Below are 17,995 nucleotides of genomic sequence, written 5' to 3'. Positions count from 1 at the left end.
ACACGAGCAAAACTAGAAGTACTCTAAATCAATGAGTTATCTGAAAAGAAGAATGATTTGTTCGAAAAGACGGCTATTTTATTTGACTGGGCCGGTATCCGAACTTCTTAGCGAAGGCATTGGAGAAAGAACTCAAACTATCATAACCTACATGCCAAGCGGCCTCTTGTACCGTGGCCTGTTTTTGACTGATCAAGGCGTGGGCAGTGGTTAATCGTTCATTTTGCAGGTATTTGAAAACCGGCAGGCCAAAAATTTCCTTGAATTCTTTTTTGAGCTTGGTAGTATTGAGGCCAATTTCTTGAGCAAGTTCGGTAAGGGAAGGAGGATTGTCAAGATTGTTTGATAATATTTCCTTTGCTTGTTGAAGACGGTCTCTGTCTGTAGATTTAATTTGTTTGGAATGATGAAATGCCAGTTGACCAAAAAAATGGGAAAGCAAAGCTGTTATCTGACTTCTAAAAAACATCATTCGTGCCTTGCCTTCATAATTGATATGAAAAATTTGATCCACAATAGATTGCATTTCCGGGGTCATGAAAAAACTCGGGCCTTCAACATAATGATCTGTTGGACTCACCAACTGTTGAAGCATTTCGCTAAACAATTCCCCTTCTCCATTTGGCAGTTTGTCAAGATTGGCGGCAGCGGTGGCAATAACAATGCACTCCAATGGCTTGGATGCTGAAACGGTATGCTCAAATTCTACTTCATCGTCGGCGTAAAAAGAAAGGGCCAAACCTTTAGTGTGCTTAAAATCTTTGGTTTGGGCGCCATATTTCACCTTAAGGTCAACATTGCCAGACCCATAAAAAGCCACAGCGATTATGGGCTCGTCAAAGAAGCATGAATCAACAGTCAATTCGGCAGTTGAGGCTTCTTCAACAAGAACGGTGAAGTCGTTAATGTCAATAATCTCCCGGGTCATAAAACTTAGATTTAAAATTAAGGATTTAATCTAGCGATAAGAAAGTGAATCCAAAACTATTTTAAGTGCACTTTGTATTAAGATGAAATAGATTAACGGAATAAAAAAAGCTTCACTAATGTGAAGCTTTTTTGTTTTGCGGAGGAAGAGGGTCTTTTTTGAAATGGGGAAACCCACTGTTTTTAGGACTTTTCAAAGGGTTAAATTTCTAGTGCCACCGAAAGGGGCTCTGTTTTAACTAAACTTTAACAATTGTACTTGTTTTACTTATTCTTTGATAGCAAATCAAAACAATGCTGGCTAAGCCTTATTTGAAGAGTTCTAAAAATACTGTTTAAATGGAGCTATGAATATAATCAGCCAACATACAGGTAAGGCGTAATGTCATACAAATGTATAATTTCTCTTACTGATAGATTCTAAAAACACCATTCGAGATAAATCTATCTGAAAATTAATTTAGATGCATACGAATAACTATAAAATGGAGTTGATAATTTATGAGTACAATTTCTAATGGGTTATCTAATCTGTCCCAAAATTATCTCATGATCTGGTTTTAAACTTCTGTTAAACAAAGCAATAATTGTTAACATTTTGTAGTTTTGTAGTGAAATGAAGGACATTTTACGTCAAATTCTATCATCAATGCTAGCCCTATTGGTCTTGTTGTCAACGGTTTCATGGACCGTGGATAAGCACCTATGCATGGGTAAAGTGGTGGATGTGGCATTTTTTGCTAATGCAAAAACATGCGGTATGGAGGCTGACTCCAACAGCATGGATACGGAATTTGAAAAGTCCTGCTGTGATGAAGTATCCTTTACCATGCAAGGACAGGAAGATTTAAAGACCTCGTTTTTTGACCTGGACCTGAAGCAACAGGTATTCTTGGTCGGTTATACCTATTCCTACATCAATTTGTTCCAAGATGTAGACACTGTTACAACTTCTTTTCTTGGGCATCCACCTCCCTTGCTCAATAAGGACTATCAAGTTCTTTACGAGACTTTTTTGATTTGATGTACTAGATATTCAAAGTGCGCCCTGCAGATTTCTGTTTTGGGCATTAGGTGCTGTTTATTTTAATCAGCGCACTTACCGTAAATATCTAATACATTAAAACAATGCTGAATAAAGCGATAAAATTCTTAATCGAAAATAAACTGGTAGCGGTTCTGTTACTGGCCCTATTTGTGGGGTGGGGAATTGTACACGCACCCTTTAAATGGGACATCGGTTTTCTACCCAGTGATCCAGTTGCAGTGGATGCCATTCCGGATATAGGGGAGAACCAACAGATTGTCTTCACAAAATGGGACGGTCGTTCCCCGCAGGATATTGAAGATCAGATTACCTATCCTTTGACCGCCTCCTTGCTGGGAATTCCTGGGGTAAAGACCATCCGAAGCTCTTCGATGTTCGGATTTTCCAGCATCTACATCATTTTTGAAGAGGATGTGGAATTCTATTGGTCAAGAAGCCGGATTCTTGAAAAACTGAACTCCCTACCTGCCGGGTTATTGCCAAACGGAGTGAATCCATCTCTTGGACCGGATGCCACAGGTTTGGGACAGATTTTCTGGTACACTTTAGAGGGTCGTGACGAAGATGGCAATGTTACCGGAGGGTGGGATTTGCACGAACTGCGTAGTATTCAAGACTATTACGTAAAATATGCACTGTCTTCAGCAAGCGGTGTTTCGGAGGTAGCCTCTATTGGTGGTTATGTCCAGGAATATCAAATCGACGTTGACCCGGAGCTGATGCGTCAGTACAATATCCAGTTGGGCGATGTGGTAAAGGCCGTTAAGCAATCCAATCAAGATATTGGGGCCCAGACTTTGGAAATCAATCAGGCGGAGTATCTGGTACGTGGATTGGGTTACGTAAACTCCATAGCAGACATTGAGAATGCCGTCGTAGATGCGGAAAACTACACCTCTATTCGCATTAAGGATGTGGCCCGGGTAAATTTGGGACCAGCTACCCGACGAGGGATATTGGATAAAGAGGGCGCCGAAGTTGTAGGCGGTGTTGTAGTTGCTCGATACGGTGCAAATCCACTGGAAGTTATCAATAATGTCAAAGAAAAGATGGCTGAGCTTTCTTCGGGACTACCTACAAAAGAGCTGGTTGATGGTCGTACCTCTCAAGTAACTATTGTTCCCTTTTATGACCGAACTGAATTGATCCAAGAGACCTTGGGAACACTCAATGAAGCTTTGACCCTTGAAATTCTAATTACCGTACTTGTCATTATTGTGATGGTGTTCAACCTACGTGCTTCCATCTTGATTTCAGGTCTGTTGCCTGTCGCAGTGTTGATGGTATTCATCTCAATGAAACTTTTTGGAGTGGATGCGAACATTGTTGCCCTCTCAGGTATTGCCATTGCAATTGGTACAATGGTGGATGTTGGGGTGATATTATCAGAAAATATCATAAGACATCTTGATGAAAACGAAGAGCGAAATGACAATGAACAACTTACCATCAATAATGTGGTATATAATGCAACCACCGAAGTTTCAGGAGCGATTCTGACCGCAGTACTGACCACCATCATCAGTTTTATTCCTGTATTTACTATGATAGGTGCCGAAGGAAAGCTGTTTCGTCCATTGGCATTTACCAAGACCATGGCCCTAACAGCTTCAATTATTGTTGCACTCTTTTTGATACCCCCATTTGCTGCCTTTTTCTTCAGAAGGAAAAGAAGCAAAAGTATCATAGGCTATGTTTTTAGCGCTGCACTTATCATAACCGGTCTAGTGGCAGTTGTCTATGGATATTGGATTGGGTTGGTATTGATGGCTTTCGGGACCATAAGACCTTTGAAGAATCCGGAATTGGCTTCTCGCTTGTTCAACGGATATACACTTTCGGACAAACAGGCGACCCGTCTGAACATCATTATTTCAGTTTCGGCCATAGTATTCCTTTTAGCTTCCTATTGGAGACCCTTGGGCTTTGACCGAAGCATTGTAATGAACCTACTTTTTGTAAGTATAATATGTTTTGGATTGTTAGGTACCTTTTGGGCATTCCGAAGGTATTATACAAGAATCCTTCAATGGGCGTTACAGAATAAAATGCTGTTCCTATCAATACCTACAGTGATATTGGTTCTAGGTATTTTGATAATGAGAAATACGGGCAAGGAGTTTATGCCTGCTCTTAACGAAGGCTCGTTTCTGTTAATGCCTACCTCATTACCGCATTCTGGGGTAGAAGAGAACAAAAGGGTATTGCAGCAATTGGACATGGCGGTTGCAAGCATTCCTGAAATCGAAACGGTAGTTGGGAAATCGGGCAGGACAGAATCCGCTTTGGACCCTGCGCCACTTTCCATGTACGAGAACATGATACAATATCGGTCGGAGTATGAATTGAATACTGATGGCGAACCCCAACGTTTTAGAATTGATGAAGAGGGTTATTTCGTGTTGAAAAATGGGAAAAAAGCTGCAAATCCCAATTTGAGCGGAAATGTCACATCGAGCGAAGTCGAGAGGACTTTCTCCAGTATCGACAGAAATTTACTCATTGAAGATAATGATGGGGAGTACTACCGAAACTGGCGACCAGAAATTAAGTCCCCGGATGATATTTGGAACGAAATTGTAAGGGTGACAAAGCTCCCTGGGGTGACATCTGCACCCAAATTACAACCTATCGAGACACGTTTGGTCATGCTCCAAACCGGAATGCGCGCACCCATGGGCATCAAGGTAAAAGGTCAGGACTTGAAGGAAATAGAGGCGTTTGGCCTTCAATTGGAAGACATTTTAAAAACAGCCGAAGGTGTTAAGGAACAGGCTGTTTTTGCAGACCGTATCGTAGGAAAGCCCTATCTGCTCATTGATATAGACCGAGAAAAATTGGCACGCTATGGTGTTACGGTTGAAGACGTCCAAAAAGTTATTTCCATCGCTGTTGGTGGAATGCCTTTGACCCAAACGGTTGAAGGTCGGGAGCGCTATGCAGTAAGGGTGCGCTATCCCAGGGAACTACGGAACAACCCCGATGATTTGAAAAGTATCTATGTTCCGGTGTCCAAAGGAAGTCCAGTGCCTCTTGATGAGCTGGTAAACATTAGGTATGAACAAGGTCCTCAGGTCATTAAAAGTGAGGACACCTTTTTGGTGGGCTATGTATTGTTTGACAAGTTGGACGGTTTCGCCGAGGTGAACGTTGTGGAGAACGCCCAAGCAGCTATTCAAGCCAAGATTGAGAATGGAGAACTTGCGGTGCCCAAAGGGATTAACTATGCTTTTACAGGAACCTATGAAAATCAATTGCGGGCTGAAAAAACTTTGTCCGTTGTTGTGCCATTAGCCCTTATCATCATCTTTTTAATCTTGTATTTCCAGTTTAGAAGTGTTGCCACATCCTTAATGGTATTTTCAGGGATTGCAGTTGCCTTTGCAGGCGGGTTCATCATGATATGGCTCTATGGACAGGACTGGTTTTTCAATTTCAATCTTTTTGGTGAAAACTGGCGAGAACTCTTTCAGATGCACACCATCAATTTAAGTGTTGCTGTTTGGGTAGGTTTTATAGCGCTTTTTGGAATTGCTACCGATGATGGTGTTGTAATGGCTACATACCTGACCCAAACCTTTGACAGGAATAAACCTATGGACTTGAAAAGTATTCATGATTCAGTGGTTGAGGCGGGAGAAAAACGTATCCGGCCTTGTTTAATGACCACCGCAACGACGATATTGGCTTTGCTGCCCATACTAACTTCCACAGGACGTGGAAGCGATATTATGATACCAATGGCCATTCCAAGTTTTGGTGGAATGCTCATTGCACTCATTACCCTTTTTGTTGTTCCGGTCTTGTTCGGTTGGCGAAAAGAAGTTCAACTCAAAAAAGCAAGCAAATGAAAAAAGTAAAAACCATTATTGGACTTTTGTTTGTTTCCGCTTTGGGAAATGCGCAACAGTTGCAGTCCTATATCAACGAGGCTCAGGCAAATAACCCAAATATTCAGGCCTATGAAGTTCGCTATAATATTGCCCAAGAAAAGGTCAACGAAGCCAATTGGCTACCCAATACCGAATTTGGAGCTGGGTATTTTGTGAGTGAACCAGAGACAAGAACAGGGGCACAAGTGGCTCGATTTTCTGCTAAACAAATGCTACCCTGGTTTGGTACGGTTTCCACGCGTGAAAAGTATGCCACTGCAATGGCTGAAACCGATTATGTGGATTACGTTGTTGCCAAACGAAAATTGGCATTGTCCGTTGCTCAGTCATACTACAAGTTGTACGGTTTAAATACCAAGCAGGATGTGCTGGACAAGAACATACAATTGCTCAAAACCTTTGAAACCTTGGCATTGACTTCGGTGGAAGTGGGTAAGGCCTCTGCTGTGGACGTTCTGAAATTACAAATTCGCCAGAACGAATTACAACAGCAAAAGGAAATCTTGCAGGAGCGGTTTATGGGGGAACAAGCCAATTTCAATGCATTGTTGAACCGAAATACTGGTTTAGCAGTTGAAGTCGGTGAAACAGTAAATATTCCTGAGAATGACCCTGTGATTATTGATAGCATACGGTTAAACCCTGAACTCCTCCGTTATGATAAGATGTATGAGTCTGTGACCCAGGCAGAATTGCTCAATCAAAAAGAAGGCTCACCCATGCTAGGATTTGGGCTGGACTATGTGCCTGTACAGGAGCGACCCGACATGATTTTTAGCGATAACGGCAAGGACATCGTGATGCCGATGGTGTCGTTTTCCATTCCGATTTTCAATAAGCGATACGATTCCAGAACCAAACAGAACGAACTCCGTAAACAGGAAATTGCATTCCAAAAACAGGAAAGGTTGAATGTCCTGGAATCAGCGTTGGCGAAAGCGGTATCCATCCGTAACGAAGCTCGCATTGCGTTTAACACCCAAGCAAGAAACTTGGATCAAGCCAAGGATGCGGAACAAATCCTGACCAAAAATTATGAGACGGGAACAATCGATTTCAACGATGTGCTGGATATTCAGGAATTGCAATTAAAATTTCAACTCAATCAAATTCAATCGGTGCAGCTGTACTACATACAATCTGCGCTTATCAATTATTTAATAAACAAGTAAATCCTTAAACAATGAACAAGAGAATCAAAACATTTATAACTATCGCTTTTGTTGCAACACTATTTCTTTCAGTATCATGCAAGAGCAAAACAGAGCAAAACACTGAGGCCGATACCGAGCAAATCGAAACTGCCGAAAAGCAGGGCAAGGAATATGCATCAGCCTATGTATGCCCAATGCACTGTGAGGGTAGTGGAAGTGATGCGGAGGGCACCTGTCCAAAATGTGGTATGGACTATATGGCCAATGAAGAACATCAAAAAGATGGCCACACACACTAAAAATAACCGAATTTGACTCCCAATGACTTCGTTTAAGGTAAAAAATATGGTATGCGACCGATGTAAATCGGTTTTGAAATCCGAGTTGGAAAAAAATGGATTGCGTATAGCCCATATAGAATTGGGAGAAGTTACATTTGAGGAAAGTTCTAACATTGAGATAAATAAAGTTCGAGAGATTTTGGACAGAAATGGTTTTGAATTGGTGATTGGCCAAAAAGAACAATTGATCACCCAAATAAAAAAACATTTGATAGTTGGTTTGCAAGATCAAAGTTTAAACCAAAATCTCTCGAAATATATTGTCGACAAGATGAACAAGGATTATTCCGTGCTAAGCAAATTGTTCAGTGCCCATGAAGGCATTACCATTGAGAAGTACTTCATCGGCCTGAAAATTGAGAGAGTAAAAGAACTCATTCAAATGGGGGACAGGACATTTTCCGAAATAGCCTATCAATTCGGTTATAATAGCAGTAGTCATTTGGCAAGGCAATTTAAATCGGCAACTGGAATGTCAATGGGGACGTATCAAAAAGCACGGGAGTGGAACAGAAAACCGCTTGACCAAATTGTATAAATGAAACCCATAATTGTGCAAAGCTTTGGAAACAACAATAGGTAGTTTTGATGGTTAATTTGAAATTATGAAACACACCTATCACATACACGGGATGACCTGTAATGGTTGCCGAAGTCATGTTGAGAAAACACTCAATGCTGTTGATGGCGTTACGAGAGCAACAGTTGATTTGGAAAAAAAAGAGGCGGTCATCGAGATGGGACACCATATTGAAATCAACAGCTTTCAAAAAGCGCTTGAAACAGGAGGGGGCAATTATAGCATCCATCTACCTGGGGAGCATCACCATCCCCCCGAAAAGGAAGACAAACCAAAGCCAAAAGGAAAAGGAACAGGTACATTTTACTGTCCCATGCATTGTGAAGGAGACAAGACCTATGACAAACCCGGTGATTGTCCGGTATGTGGGATGGATTTGGTGGAAGAGCAGCAATTGAATATAGGTGCCGTTGACGGTCAATGGACCTGTCTCATGCATCCTGAAGTTATAAAGGATGAACCAGGCAGCTGTCCCATTTGTGGGATGGATTTGGTGCCGATTGAACCTGACCTTTCCACTGAAGAGAAAACATATTTTAAGCTGCGAAAGAAGTTTTGGGTTGCGGTGGCATTTACCACTCCCATTTTTCTCATCGCAATGAGTGAGATGGTTCCAAACAATCCGTTGTATGCTATTTTGGAACAGAAATATTGGAACTGGATACAGTTCGTACTTTCAATTCCGGTGGTATTCTATGCCACTTGGATGTTTTTTGAGCGTTCCTATCGAAGTATCAAGACATGGAACCTGAACATGTTTACCCTTATCGGGATTGGTGCGGGGGTGGCATGGCTCTTTAGCGTAGTGGGCATGTTTTTGCCAGATGTGTTTCCGGAGCAATTCAAAACGGAATCAGGAACGGTACATGTCTACTTTGAAGCCGCAACGGTTATTTTGACTTTAGTACTACAAGGACAATTGTTGGAGGCAAGGGCGCACAGCAAAACCAACTCTGCCGTAAAGGAACTATTGAAATTGGCCCCGAACACAGCGCTAAAAGTTGTAGACGGAGAGGAATTTGAGGTAAATATCTATGCAATAGAAATTGGCGATATCCTAAAAGTAAAACCAGGGGATAAAATTCCCGTGGATGGGACAATCATTGAAGGGTATAGCGCCATAGACGAATCAATGATCTCTGGAGAACCACTACCTGTTAACAAAACCAAGGGTGACAGGGTTAGCAGTGGAACCGTCAATGGGAATCAGTCCTTTTTGATGAAAGCTGAAAAAGTGGGGAGTGACACGCTACTTTCCCAAATCATTACAATGGTGAACGATGCGAGTCGCAGTCGAGCACCCATTCAAAAATTGGCAGACACAGTTTCGGCTTATTTTGTACCCATTGTTGTCCTAATTGCTGTAGTAACTTTTACCGTTTGGGCTATTTGGGGACCAGAACCGGCTTATGTGTATGCATTGGTCAATGCCATAGCCGTATTGATTATTGCCTGCCCGTGTGCTTTGGGCCTGGCTACGCCCATGTCTGTTATGGTGGGAGTAGGAAAAGGTGCGCAGAACGGCGTACTCATCAAAAATGCTGAAGCTTTGGAAAAAATGGACAAGGTCGACATATTGATTGTCGACAAGACAGGAACTATCACTGAAGGAAAGCCAACGGTGGAAAAGGTAGGTTCATTCAGTCCGGATTTTAGTGAGAATGCTATTCTTGAAATGATAGTTGCCCTTAACAGCAACAGTGAACACCCATTGGCCGAAGCAACCGTGGTTTACGGAAAAGAAAAAGGGGCGAAAGCAAAAAAAGCCGATCAATTCAGTGCCGTTACAGGAAAAGGGGTTGAAGGAACAGTGGATGGAAAACAATTGGCATTAGGAAATCCCAAAATGATGGAATATGCCAATGCCCCTGTTTCTGATAGTATGAAGACGGAAGCAAGCGAATATCAGCAACAAGGAAAGACAGTTTCATACTTATCCGCTGATGGGAAAGTTGTTGGCTATGTGGTCATCGGGGATAAGATTAAAGAGACCAGTGCGAAGGCTATAAAGGAGTTGCAGGATAAGGGAGTAGCTGTTATTATGCTCACAGGTGATAACCGGGATACAGCAAAAGCTGTTGCGGAAGAGCTTGGCCTAGAAGATTTCAAAGCAAGTATGTTGCCCGAAGACAAGCTAAGAGAAGTGGAACGACTACAAGCAGAGGGCAAAGTGGTGGCAATGGCAGGTGATGGCATTAACGATGCGCCTGCCCTAGCTAAAAGTGATGTGGGCATTGCCATGGGTACGGGTACGGATGTGGCTATTGAAAGTGCTGCAATCACCTTGGTGAAAGGCGACCTGCATGGTATTGTCAAAGCCAGAAACCTTAGTGATGCCGTGATGAAGAATATTAAGCAAAACCTATTTTTTGCTTTGATATACAACACATTGGGGGTTCCTGTGGCGGCTGGTGTACTGTATCCCATCTTTGGATTGTTATTATCACCAATGATTGCGGCCCTGGCAATGAGCTTCAGTTCGGTTTCTGTAATTGCTAACGCACTAAGGTTGAGAAATAATACAATAGAATAATGTGAACTAAATTCATACATGATGGATAAGTCGATTTTCAAAATATCAAAAATGGATTGCCCTTCTGAAGAAGCTATGATTCGAATGAAGTTAGGATACATTGTACAGATTTCCAAACTGGATTTCGATGTTCAAAACAGAAAATTGACGGTGTACCATAATGGAAACATAGAGGGAATTCACAAAGCCATTGCCGCGCTAAGATTTGATGAACATTTGATTTCATCCGAGAAAACAGCGGAAACGATAGCAGAAGATGCCACTGGTCAAAGAAAAGTATTATGGTTGGTACTTGTTATCAATGCTTTCTTCTTCACTCTGGAAATGACCACAGGGCTAGTTTCCAAATCCATGGGACTTGTGGCCGATAGTTTGGATATGCTCGCAGATTCTTTTGTGTATGGTCTAAGTCTGATTGCCGTGGACAGTTCTGTTTTTCGAAAAAAACGGGTAGCCAAAATAGCGGGATATTTTCAATTGTTGTTGGCTGGCATCGGGTTTTTTGAAGTAGCAAGGCGTTTTATTTTGGTATCTGAAATACCGGACTTTAAAACAATGATTGTCATATCCATTCTGGCCCTGATGGCCAACACGGCATGTCTGCTTCTTCTGCAAAGATCAAAAAGTAGCGAAGCCCATATGCGTGCTAGCATGATTTTCACATCAAATGATATTATAATAAACTTTGGTGTTATTGTAGCCGGAACCTTGGTATTGTGGACCGATTCCCAAATCCCGGATTTGATTATCGGGGCCATTGTTTTTATAATAGTAACTAGAGGTGCGCTAAATATTTTAAAACTAGGTAATTAAAAAATGATAAAAAGACACATAGCTTTAAAAATCAGAAAGATCCATCGGTATTTGGGATTGTTTCTTGGAATCCAATTTCTGCTCTGGACCATCAGTGGTCTATACTTTAGTTGGACGAACATTGATGACATTCATGGTGACCATTTTAAAAATATGGAATACCAACCGAAGGCGTTTTCGGATTTAATGACGCCTTCCCAATTAAACATCAAAGAAGGAATCAAGTCGATTGAAATCAGGGATATCAATGGTGTGCCATACTACTGGGTCAACAAGAACCAATTGTTTAATGCTGTTGATGGAACACCTAAGTCATCCATCAATGAAGAAGAGGCGCTTTATGTTGCTGGTAACTATATGATGGACGGGTTGGAAATTTCCAATGTTTCGCTAATAGAAAAGACAGGAAAACACCATGAGTACAGAGAAAAGCTTTTGCCTTCCTATGTGATTACCTATAAGAGCAACGAAAACATAAAAGCTTACGTATCCGCTATGGATGGCAAATTTCAAACCGTTCGCCATAGGGATTGGCGGATTTTTGATTTTCTATGGATGACCCATACAATGGATTATGAGGGTAGAGATAATTTCAATACCACGGTACTTAGGGCTTTTTCATTAGTGGGACTGATAACCGTGCTGAGTGGATTTTTACTTTGGTATACCAGTTCACCTTCAGTAATAAAATTTAAAAAACGATTTAAAAGAGAAAGATGAAAAGAAGTATCATTTATATCGGAATCGCGGCTATTGTTGGCTTGGCTGTCGGATATTTTCTGTTTGGAAATTCTGGAACGAAGACTATGGAAATGACAGAACATGGTCATAGTTCGGAAGCGGGCCAAATGTGGACCTGTTCCATGCATCCGCAAATTATGCAACCAGAAGCTGGGGATTGTCCAATCTGTGGCATGGATTTGATTCCGGCAGAAGTAGGAGAGGATGGATTGTCTCCTGAACAGTTCAAAATGACGAAAAACGCAATGGCTTTGGCAAACATACAGACTACCATGGTGGGAAATGCGAAGGGTAATAATGATAATACCCTTGCTTTATCAGGTAAGATTGCAGCTAACGAGGAAGCAATGGCCGTGCAGGCCAGTTATTTTGATGGAAGGATTGAGCAATTGAATGTAAATTATGAGGGTCAGGAGATACAAAAGGGTCAATTATTGGCAACTATTTATTCGCCTGAACTGGTGGCTGCACAACAAGAATTGTTGACCACAGCCTCTTTAAAGGAATCTCAACCACAATTGTATAATGCGGTTCGCAACAAGCTAAAACTTTGGAAATTGTCCGAGGAGCAGATCAATAGCATCGAAAGCTCGGGCATGGTAAAGGAGAACTTCCCTGTGTATGCAACAGTTTCAGGAACTGTCTCGGAAGTAATGAGCTCAGAAGGCGACTATCTAAAAAAGGGTCAACCCATTGCCAAGGTCAATAATTTGAACACTGTTTGGGCTGAGTTTGATGCCTATGAAAGCCAATTGTCTCAATTTAGAAAAGGACAGAAAATTAACATAACTGCCAATGCTTACCCTAGCAAAACTTTTGGTGGCCAAATAACCTTCATTGATCCGGTTCTGGATAATGTCACTAGAACGGTAACCGTTCGAGCCACGCTTAGGAATCAAAAAGATTTGTTTAAACCCGGTATGTTCGTAACTGGTAAAATTGAGAGCAATCTGGCCAACGCCGAAACAGCATTATTCGTACCCTCAGGTGCGGTAATGTGGACTGGGGAACGTTCTTTGGTCTACGTAAAGGTAAGCGGAGATGAGCCCATCTTTGAAATGCGTGAGGTACTATTGGGTGCAAGAAACGGAGAAAATATCGAGGTCACTCATGGACTTGATTCTGGAGAAGAAATCGTGACCAATGGAACCTTCACCGTGGATGCAGCGGCACAATTACAAGGCAAAAAAAGCATGATGAACAAAATTGGGGGCAAAACCATGACAGGTCACGAAGGGCATATAGGAATGCAGGAAGATATGAGTTCAGACAGTTCGGGAGAAATGATGAAAATGGAATTTTCGAATGGTTTTAAGAATGATTTTAAAGCTGTACTGTCGGCCTATTTGAAGTTGAAGGATGCGTTGGTTGCTAGTGATGCACCCAAAACTTCTATGCATGCCAATGTAACTTTGGAAATTTTGAAAAAGCTTGATTGGGCTGATACGGGAGCTATGGAAAAAGCACACATACATAAGAGTATTGAAATGCTGGAAGTTATCGCCAACAAAGAGGATTTGGAAAACCAACGGACCCATTTTGTGATCCTGAACGAAAATATGGTTGCCATTGTCAGCAACTTGGATTCGTTGGAGGATACGCTATATGTTCAAAAATGCCCCATGGCGAACAATAACCAAGGAGCCGTTTGGTTAAGTGCTGAAAACGAAATTCGAAATCCTTATTACGGTGACGCGATGCTGAAATGTGGGAGTATTGTTGAAATTATTGATTAGATTCTAACCGAGTATTTTTTAAATGGGATTTTTAAGGGTCAATAGGAAAGAGCAGTTTTTTGGTTTACCAAAGCCCATTTATACCCTTTTTTTGCATTTCCGTTATTTCTCCATTTACAGTAGAGTTTGATGCTAATATTCTATTTCTTATAGTATTCTGATTTCAATTAATATTCAACGGCTTTATACTTTATTTCAAATGATTTCATTTTCTTTTGATTTTAGGAATAAATGAAATTTGCAATGTTTTGGAGAAATATGGTTGATGGGAAAGGCACTCAGTGTTTACAGTTTTTGTCCTGCTTGAAGGACGAAGAATGTAAAGCAAGAGGGTAACACGCTAACGCGATGTTACGTTTTTTAGTTGATTGATTTTCAATAAATTATGTAAAAATATAATTTGACCAAAAAAAGTTTTTACTGTAAAAACCTTGGTAGACCCAATAAACATTGGAATTTTTTACAGTAAAAAATGTTTGTCACCTCAGTTTGTACCCGTTTGGTAGACTGTTTTCGTCAAATCAAATTTGACATTGTTTGGGGTAGTTTGAAGGTTCTTTTTTTTTGATGGGAAAAGGATATTTGAGATATGGTAGGTGCGCCCTATTTCGATTTTATTTTAGCTTATTTTTCCAAACACTATAAAATCGAAACAGGATCCCTGCGCAAAGTTTAAGGGTAAGAAATGGGACATTTCTGATTAGACTGTTATTTAGCTTTATTTCTATTGAGAATGCTCACGATCAGATTTTTAACTGTTTCCATTTCATCGGGCTTGCTTGCTGCTACAAATAGGGTAAGACTGGCTAGGGCCTCATTGCTTATGATTGGCATTCCATTATTCATTAACATACCATTCATTTCAAGAAACATAAGAAAACATGCAGCTGCGATTCTCTTATTACCGTCTGTAAAAGCATGGTTCTTGGTAATCAAATACAGTAAAGCAGCCCCCTTTTCCTCTATACTGGGATAAAAGTCCTGATCCCCGAATCCTTTTGATATTTGGGAAATTGCACTTTCAAATCCTTTATCCTTTTCTAGTCCAAAAACATCGGAATCAAATTCCTTTTTCATTTGGTCTATTAGGGATTGGTATTCCTCTTTAGTTGGATATGTTGTTTTTGCTACGGTGAGTCCTTTTGAATCTAGTCTTTCATGGTCATAGTCGTCCAGTAACGCAAGTCCCTTTGTAAACTGACCAAGCCATTCGTGACCCTGCTCTTGCGCTTTATCTTCAATAGCTCTACCAAGTATCTGAATTCCTGATCGAAGCACTTGGATTCCCTGATTCGTTTGTTGCAATCTCTTTTGATTGAGGGCATACCCTTTGATTAAGTAATCTTTTAATCTTTGGCTTGCCCATTGCCGAAATTGGGTACCTCTAATGGATTTAATTCGGTACCCCACTGAAATAATAACATCTAAATTATAGTACTTTGTTGTTTTAGTCTGTGTCTTCCCTTGTATAGCACCATGTTGAGTGGTATGTGCAAAATTTGCACATACCACTTTTTCTTCCAATTCACCTTCCTTGAAAATATTTTTTATATGTCTGCCTACAACCGTTCTGTCTCGTTCAAAAAGTAGACCTAATTGCTCTTGGCTTAGCCAAACGGTTTCATCATCAAAAGTTACTTCTACTTTGGTTTGGCCATCGGAACTTTGGTAAATCTCTATGTTGCTATTATTGCTCATGCTGTATTATTAGTACTGTTCAGTAGGTGTATATGGAATATACCTTTCAAATGTAGTTGATTAAAAGCGTTACTTACCTTGAATTATTTCTAACAATTCAAGGTTGATTAGATTTATGTATTTTATCCTTTACCCGCAATTTTTCCTTGAGCAACTGCATATCCTCGCTAACCTTTCGATTTAAGATTTTGGCATAGTGCTGCGTTGTCCGAAGTGATTTATGCCCTAACATCTTACTTACCGATTCAATGGAGACGCCATTAGAAAGGGTTACTGTGGTGGCAAAAGTATGTCTAGCCAAATGTGTGGTCAAATGCTTTTTGATACCACTGAGGTCAGCTATTTCCTTTAAATAGGCATTCATTTTTTGGTTGGTCAAAACAGGTAAGACCCTTTTATCAATTAATAAGGGACTATTCTCATACTTTTCGAGTATCATCATAGCCGTTGGCAAAACGGGAATATTACTTTTCGTATTTGTTTTAGTACGCTTGGTATTGATCCACAGCTCGCCATCAATGCCTATCACAAAATCATCATGGGTCAGCTTTTTCACATCTGCATACGCCAACCCGGTAAAACAGCAGAAAACGAAACAGTCCCTGACATGCTCCAAACGTTTGTTTGAAAAAGGATGGTGCATCAATTGTTGCAGCTCTTCATGCGTAAGAAATTCACGCTCAACAATTTTCAGCCTAGCTTTCCAATTGGAGAACGGGTCTTTTGTGATCCAACCATTAGCATAGGCAATCCGAATGATTTTTTTAAAATTCACAACATATTTGATGGCGGTATTGTGACTACATTCCCTCTTTGTCTTTAAATAATATTCAAACCCCGATATAAAAGCGTGATTCACATGTCGTACGGGAATATCATTTCTTCTATGTTCCTTTTGGAGATATTCTCTCAGATGACTCAGTGCAGTGCGATAACGTTCGGCAGTGCCAGCGGCAAAATCCTTTCCAACCAAACTCTCTACTTGATTATTGTGTTCCTGAAATATCTCTAGAAGCATCTTGCTGGGCTTGTCCAACCCCAAATAGGACTCCTTAAGTGACACCGCGGTGAGTACTTGATCTCGATCCTTCAATTTCTCTGCATGGAGGTAAAGATCGGTTCGGATTTTGCTCAAATAGGAATTTAGCTGACGTACTTCTTGGGAAAACCCCAACACCTTACCATACGCCGCGTCCCATATACAGGGGTGTACCTTGCGCCCTGTGCTGAATTCTGACCGCTTTCCATCGATTGTAATTCTAACATAAATCATCGACCTTCCAACTCGATCGGATTTGTATTTTCTGAGATAAAATAATAGAGATACCATAAAAGTGACACCGAATTTAACATTATTTGCCTTGAACTTAGGAAAAAAATATTAAATAATTTTTAATATAAGTATCTGATTAACAATATTTTAATTGTCATCAGGTGCCCCTTTTTGATAAGATTTGTAAGGGCACCGAAAGGGGCACTTTTTAACATGATTTCAAATGATATCATTTGAGACCTTAAAAAACAAAAAACCTGTAAATCAATAATTTACAGGTTTTAATGATGTGATATATATGATATCAGCGGAGGAAGAGGGATTCGAACCCCCGGAGGTGTGACCCTCAACAGTTTTCAAGACTGCCGCATTCGACCACTCTGCCATTCCTCCAATGCGGGTGCAAATATACTAACCTTTTTTATTTCTATAAAAGCCTCTAGACTTTATTTTTTTTAAGGCTCGGATTCCAATATTACCTACTACTTTTGCCCTCATGGATCAATGGTATCACTATGTGTTATTGGTTGTGGTGGGCTTCGCTGCTGGGTTTATCAATACCATCGCCGGAGGAGGCTCATTGCTTGCACTGCCTACCCTTATTTTTTTAGGGCTGCCACCAAGCGTTGCCAATGGGACCAATAGAGTGGCCATTATTATTCAGACTTCCTTGGCTACTGCAGGATTTAAAAGTAAGGGCGTATCTACGTTTCCTTTTAATGTGTATTTAGGTATTTCTGCTTTGATAGGAGCGATTATAGGTGCCCAAATTGCCGTCGACATCAAAGGCGAGACGTTTAACCGCATTTTGGCCATAGTGATGTTGGCCGTGGTGCTGATAATTGTCTTTAAACCAAAAATCAATGTAGAAGAGTTAGCTGAACGAACTACCGGCAAACACCTTTGGATTGGCATTATTGCATTCTTTTTTATAGGAATTTATGGTGGCTTCATCAATGCGGGAATTGGTTTTGTTATCATATTGTTTTTGCACTATGTGAACAGAATGAATTTGGTCAGGGTCAACGCGACAAAAGTTTCCGTAGTTCTGGCCTATACGCTGTCAGCCTTGGCCGTATTTATTATAAATGATAAAGTAGATTGGCTTGCCGGACTTACATTGGCCATTGGTACAGGTGCAGGGGGTTGGGTTTCTAGCCGAGTTTCCGTGAACAAAGGAGATGGATTCATAAAAACATTTTTAATCATCATGGTCATTGCGATGGCCATAAAATTGTGGTTTTTCATATAATTAGCC

The 17,995-nt window shown here is 40.8% G+C and carries 13 protein-coding genes and 1 tRNA gene; 10 read left to right on the top strand and 4 right to left on the bottom strand.

Features of this window, described 5'->3' with window-relative positions:
* Nucleotides 1-73: 73 nt before the first annotated feature.
* Nucleotides 74-928 (bottom strand): AraC family transcriptional regulator, encoded by an 855-nt coding sequence (locus IAG46_RS03440; protein WP_190808919.1) that lies wholly within the window; start codon nt 926-928, stop codon nt 74-76.
* 648 nt (nt 929-1,576) lie between these two features.
* Between IAG46_RS03440 and IAG46_RS03435 the strand changes: the two genes are divergently transcribed.
* From IAG46_RS03435 to IAG46_RS03395, 9 genes are all read left to right on the top strand, one after another.
* Nucleotides 1,577-1,951: a hypothetical protein gene (locus IAG46_RS03435; protein WP_190808918.1), complete on the top strand. Its 375-nt coding sequence runs from the start codon at nt 1,577-1,579 to the stop codon at nt 1,949-1,951.
* 104 nt (nt 1,952-2,055) lie between these two features.
* Nucleotides 2,056-5,826, top strand: a complete 3,771-nt coding sequence (locus tag IAG46_RS03430) for an efflux RND transporter permease subunit (RefSeq protein WP_190808917.1) — start codon at nt 2,056-2,058, stop codon at nt 5,824-5,826.
* Nucleotides 5,823-7,040: a TolC family protein gene (locus tag IAG46_RS03425; protein ID WP_190808916.1), complete on the top strand. Its 1,218-nt coding sequence runs from the start codon at nt 5,823-5,825 to the stop codon at nt 7,038-7,040. Before IAG46_RS03430 ends, IAG46_RS03425 begins: the two co-directional genes overlap by 4 nt.
* A gap of 11 nt (nt 7,041-7,051) precedes the next feature.
* Nucleotides 7,052-7,321 (top strand): heavy metal-binding domain-containing protein, encoded by a 270-nt coding sequence (locus tag IAG46_RS03420; RefSeq protein ID WP_190808915.1) that lies wholly within the window; start codon nt 7,052-7,054, stop codon nt 7,319-7,321.
* A gap of 22 nt (nt 7,322-7,343) precedes the next feature.
* Nucleotides 7,344-7,901 carry an AraC family transcriptional regulator gene (locus tag IAG46_RS03415; protein WP_190808914.1) on the top strand — a complete coding sequence of 186 codons (558 nt, stop codon included), beginning with the start codon at nt 7,344-7,346 and terminating at the stop codon, nt 7,899-7,901.
* 67 nt (nt 7,902-7,968) lie between these two features.
* Complete coding sequence (locus tag IAG46_RS03410) at nt 7,969-10,476, top strand: heavy metal translocating P-type ATPase (protein WP_190808913.1); 2,508 nt, start codon at nt 7,969-7,971, stop codon at nt 10,474-10,476.
* A gap of 21 nt (nt 10,477-10,497) precedes the next feature.
* Complete coding sequence (locus IAG46_RS03405; protein ID WP_190808912.1) at nt 10,498-11,289, top strand: cation transporter; 792 nt, start codon at nt 10,498-10,500, stop codon at nt 11,287-11,289.
* Between the two features lie 3 nt (nt 11,290-11,292).
* Complete coding sequence (locus IAG46_RS03400; RefSeq protein WP_190808911.1) at nt 11,293-12,009, top strand: PepSY domain-containing protein; 717 nt, start codon at nt 11,293-11,295, stop codon at nt 12,007-12,009.
* Nucleotides 12,006-13,766, top strand: a complete 1,761-nt coding sequence (locus IAG46_RS03395) for an efflux RND transporter periplasmic adaptor subunit (RefSeq protein ID WP_190808910.1) — start codon at nt 12,006-12,008, stop codon at nt 13,764-13,766. The genes IAG46_RS03400 and IAG46_RS03395 overlap by 4 nt, the downstream gene beginning before the upstream one ends.
* A 708-nt stretch (nt 13,767-14,474) precedes the next feature.
* Here the strand turns inward: IAG46_RS03395 and rhuM are convergent.
* From rhuM to IAG46_RS03380, 3 genes are all read right to left on the bottom strand, one after another.
* Complete coding sequence (gene rhuM / locus IAG46_RS03390) at nt 14,475-15,464, bottom strand: RhuM family protein (RefSeq protein WP_190808909.1); 990 nt, start codon at nt 15,462-15,464, stop codon at nt 14,475-14,477.
* A 97-nt stretch (nt 15,465-15,561) separates the two neighbouring features.
* On the bottom strand, nt 15,562-16,794 hold the full coding sequence (locus tag IAG46_RS03385) for a site-specific integrase (RefSeq protein ID WP_190808908.1): 1,233 nt from the start codon (nt 16,792-16,794) through the stop codon (nt 15,562-15,564).
* A gap of 251 nt (nt 16,795-17,045) precedes the next feature.
* A tRNA-Ser gene (locus IAG46_RS03380) sits at nt 17,046-17,130 on the bottom strand.
* A gap of 103 nt (nt 17,131-17,233) precedes the next feature.
* Between IAG46_RS03380 and IAG46_RS03375 the strand changes: the two genes are divergently transcribed.
* The gene (locus IAG46_RS03375; protein ID WP_190808907.1) at nt 17,234-17,989 is read left to right on the top strand and encodes a sulfite exporter TauE/SafE family protein; all 756 of its coding nucleotides are present in this window, start codon (nt 17,234-17,236) and stop codon (nt 17,987-17,989) included.
* Nucleotides 17,990-17,995: the final 6 nt, after the last annotated feature.

Source organism: Flagellimonas sp. S3867, assembly GCF_014698935.1.
Lineage (GTDB): Bacteria > Bacteroidota > Bacteroidia > Flavobacteriales > Flavobacteriaceae > Flagellimonas.
The sequence above is the reverse complement of the archived record's forward strand: the minus strand, read 5'-3'. Positions and strand labels throughout refer to the sequence as shown.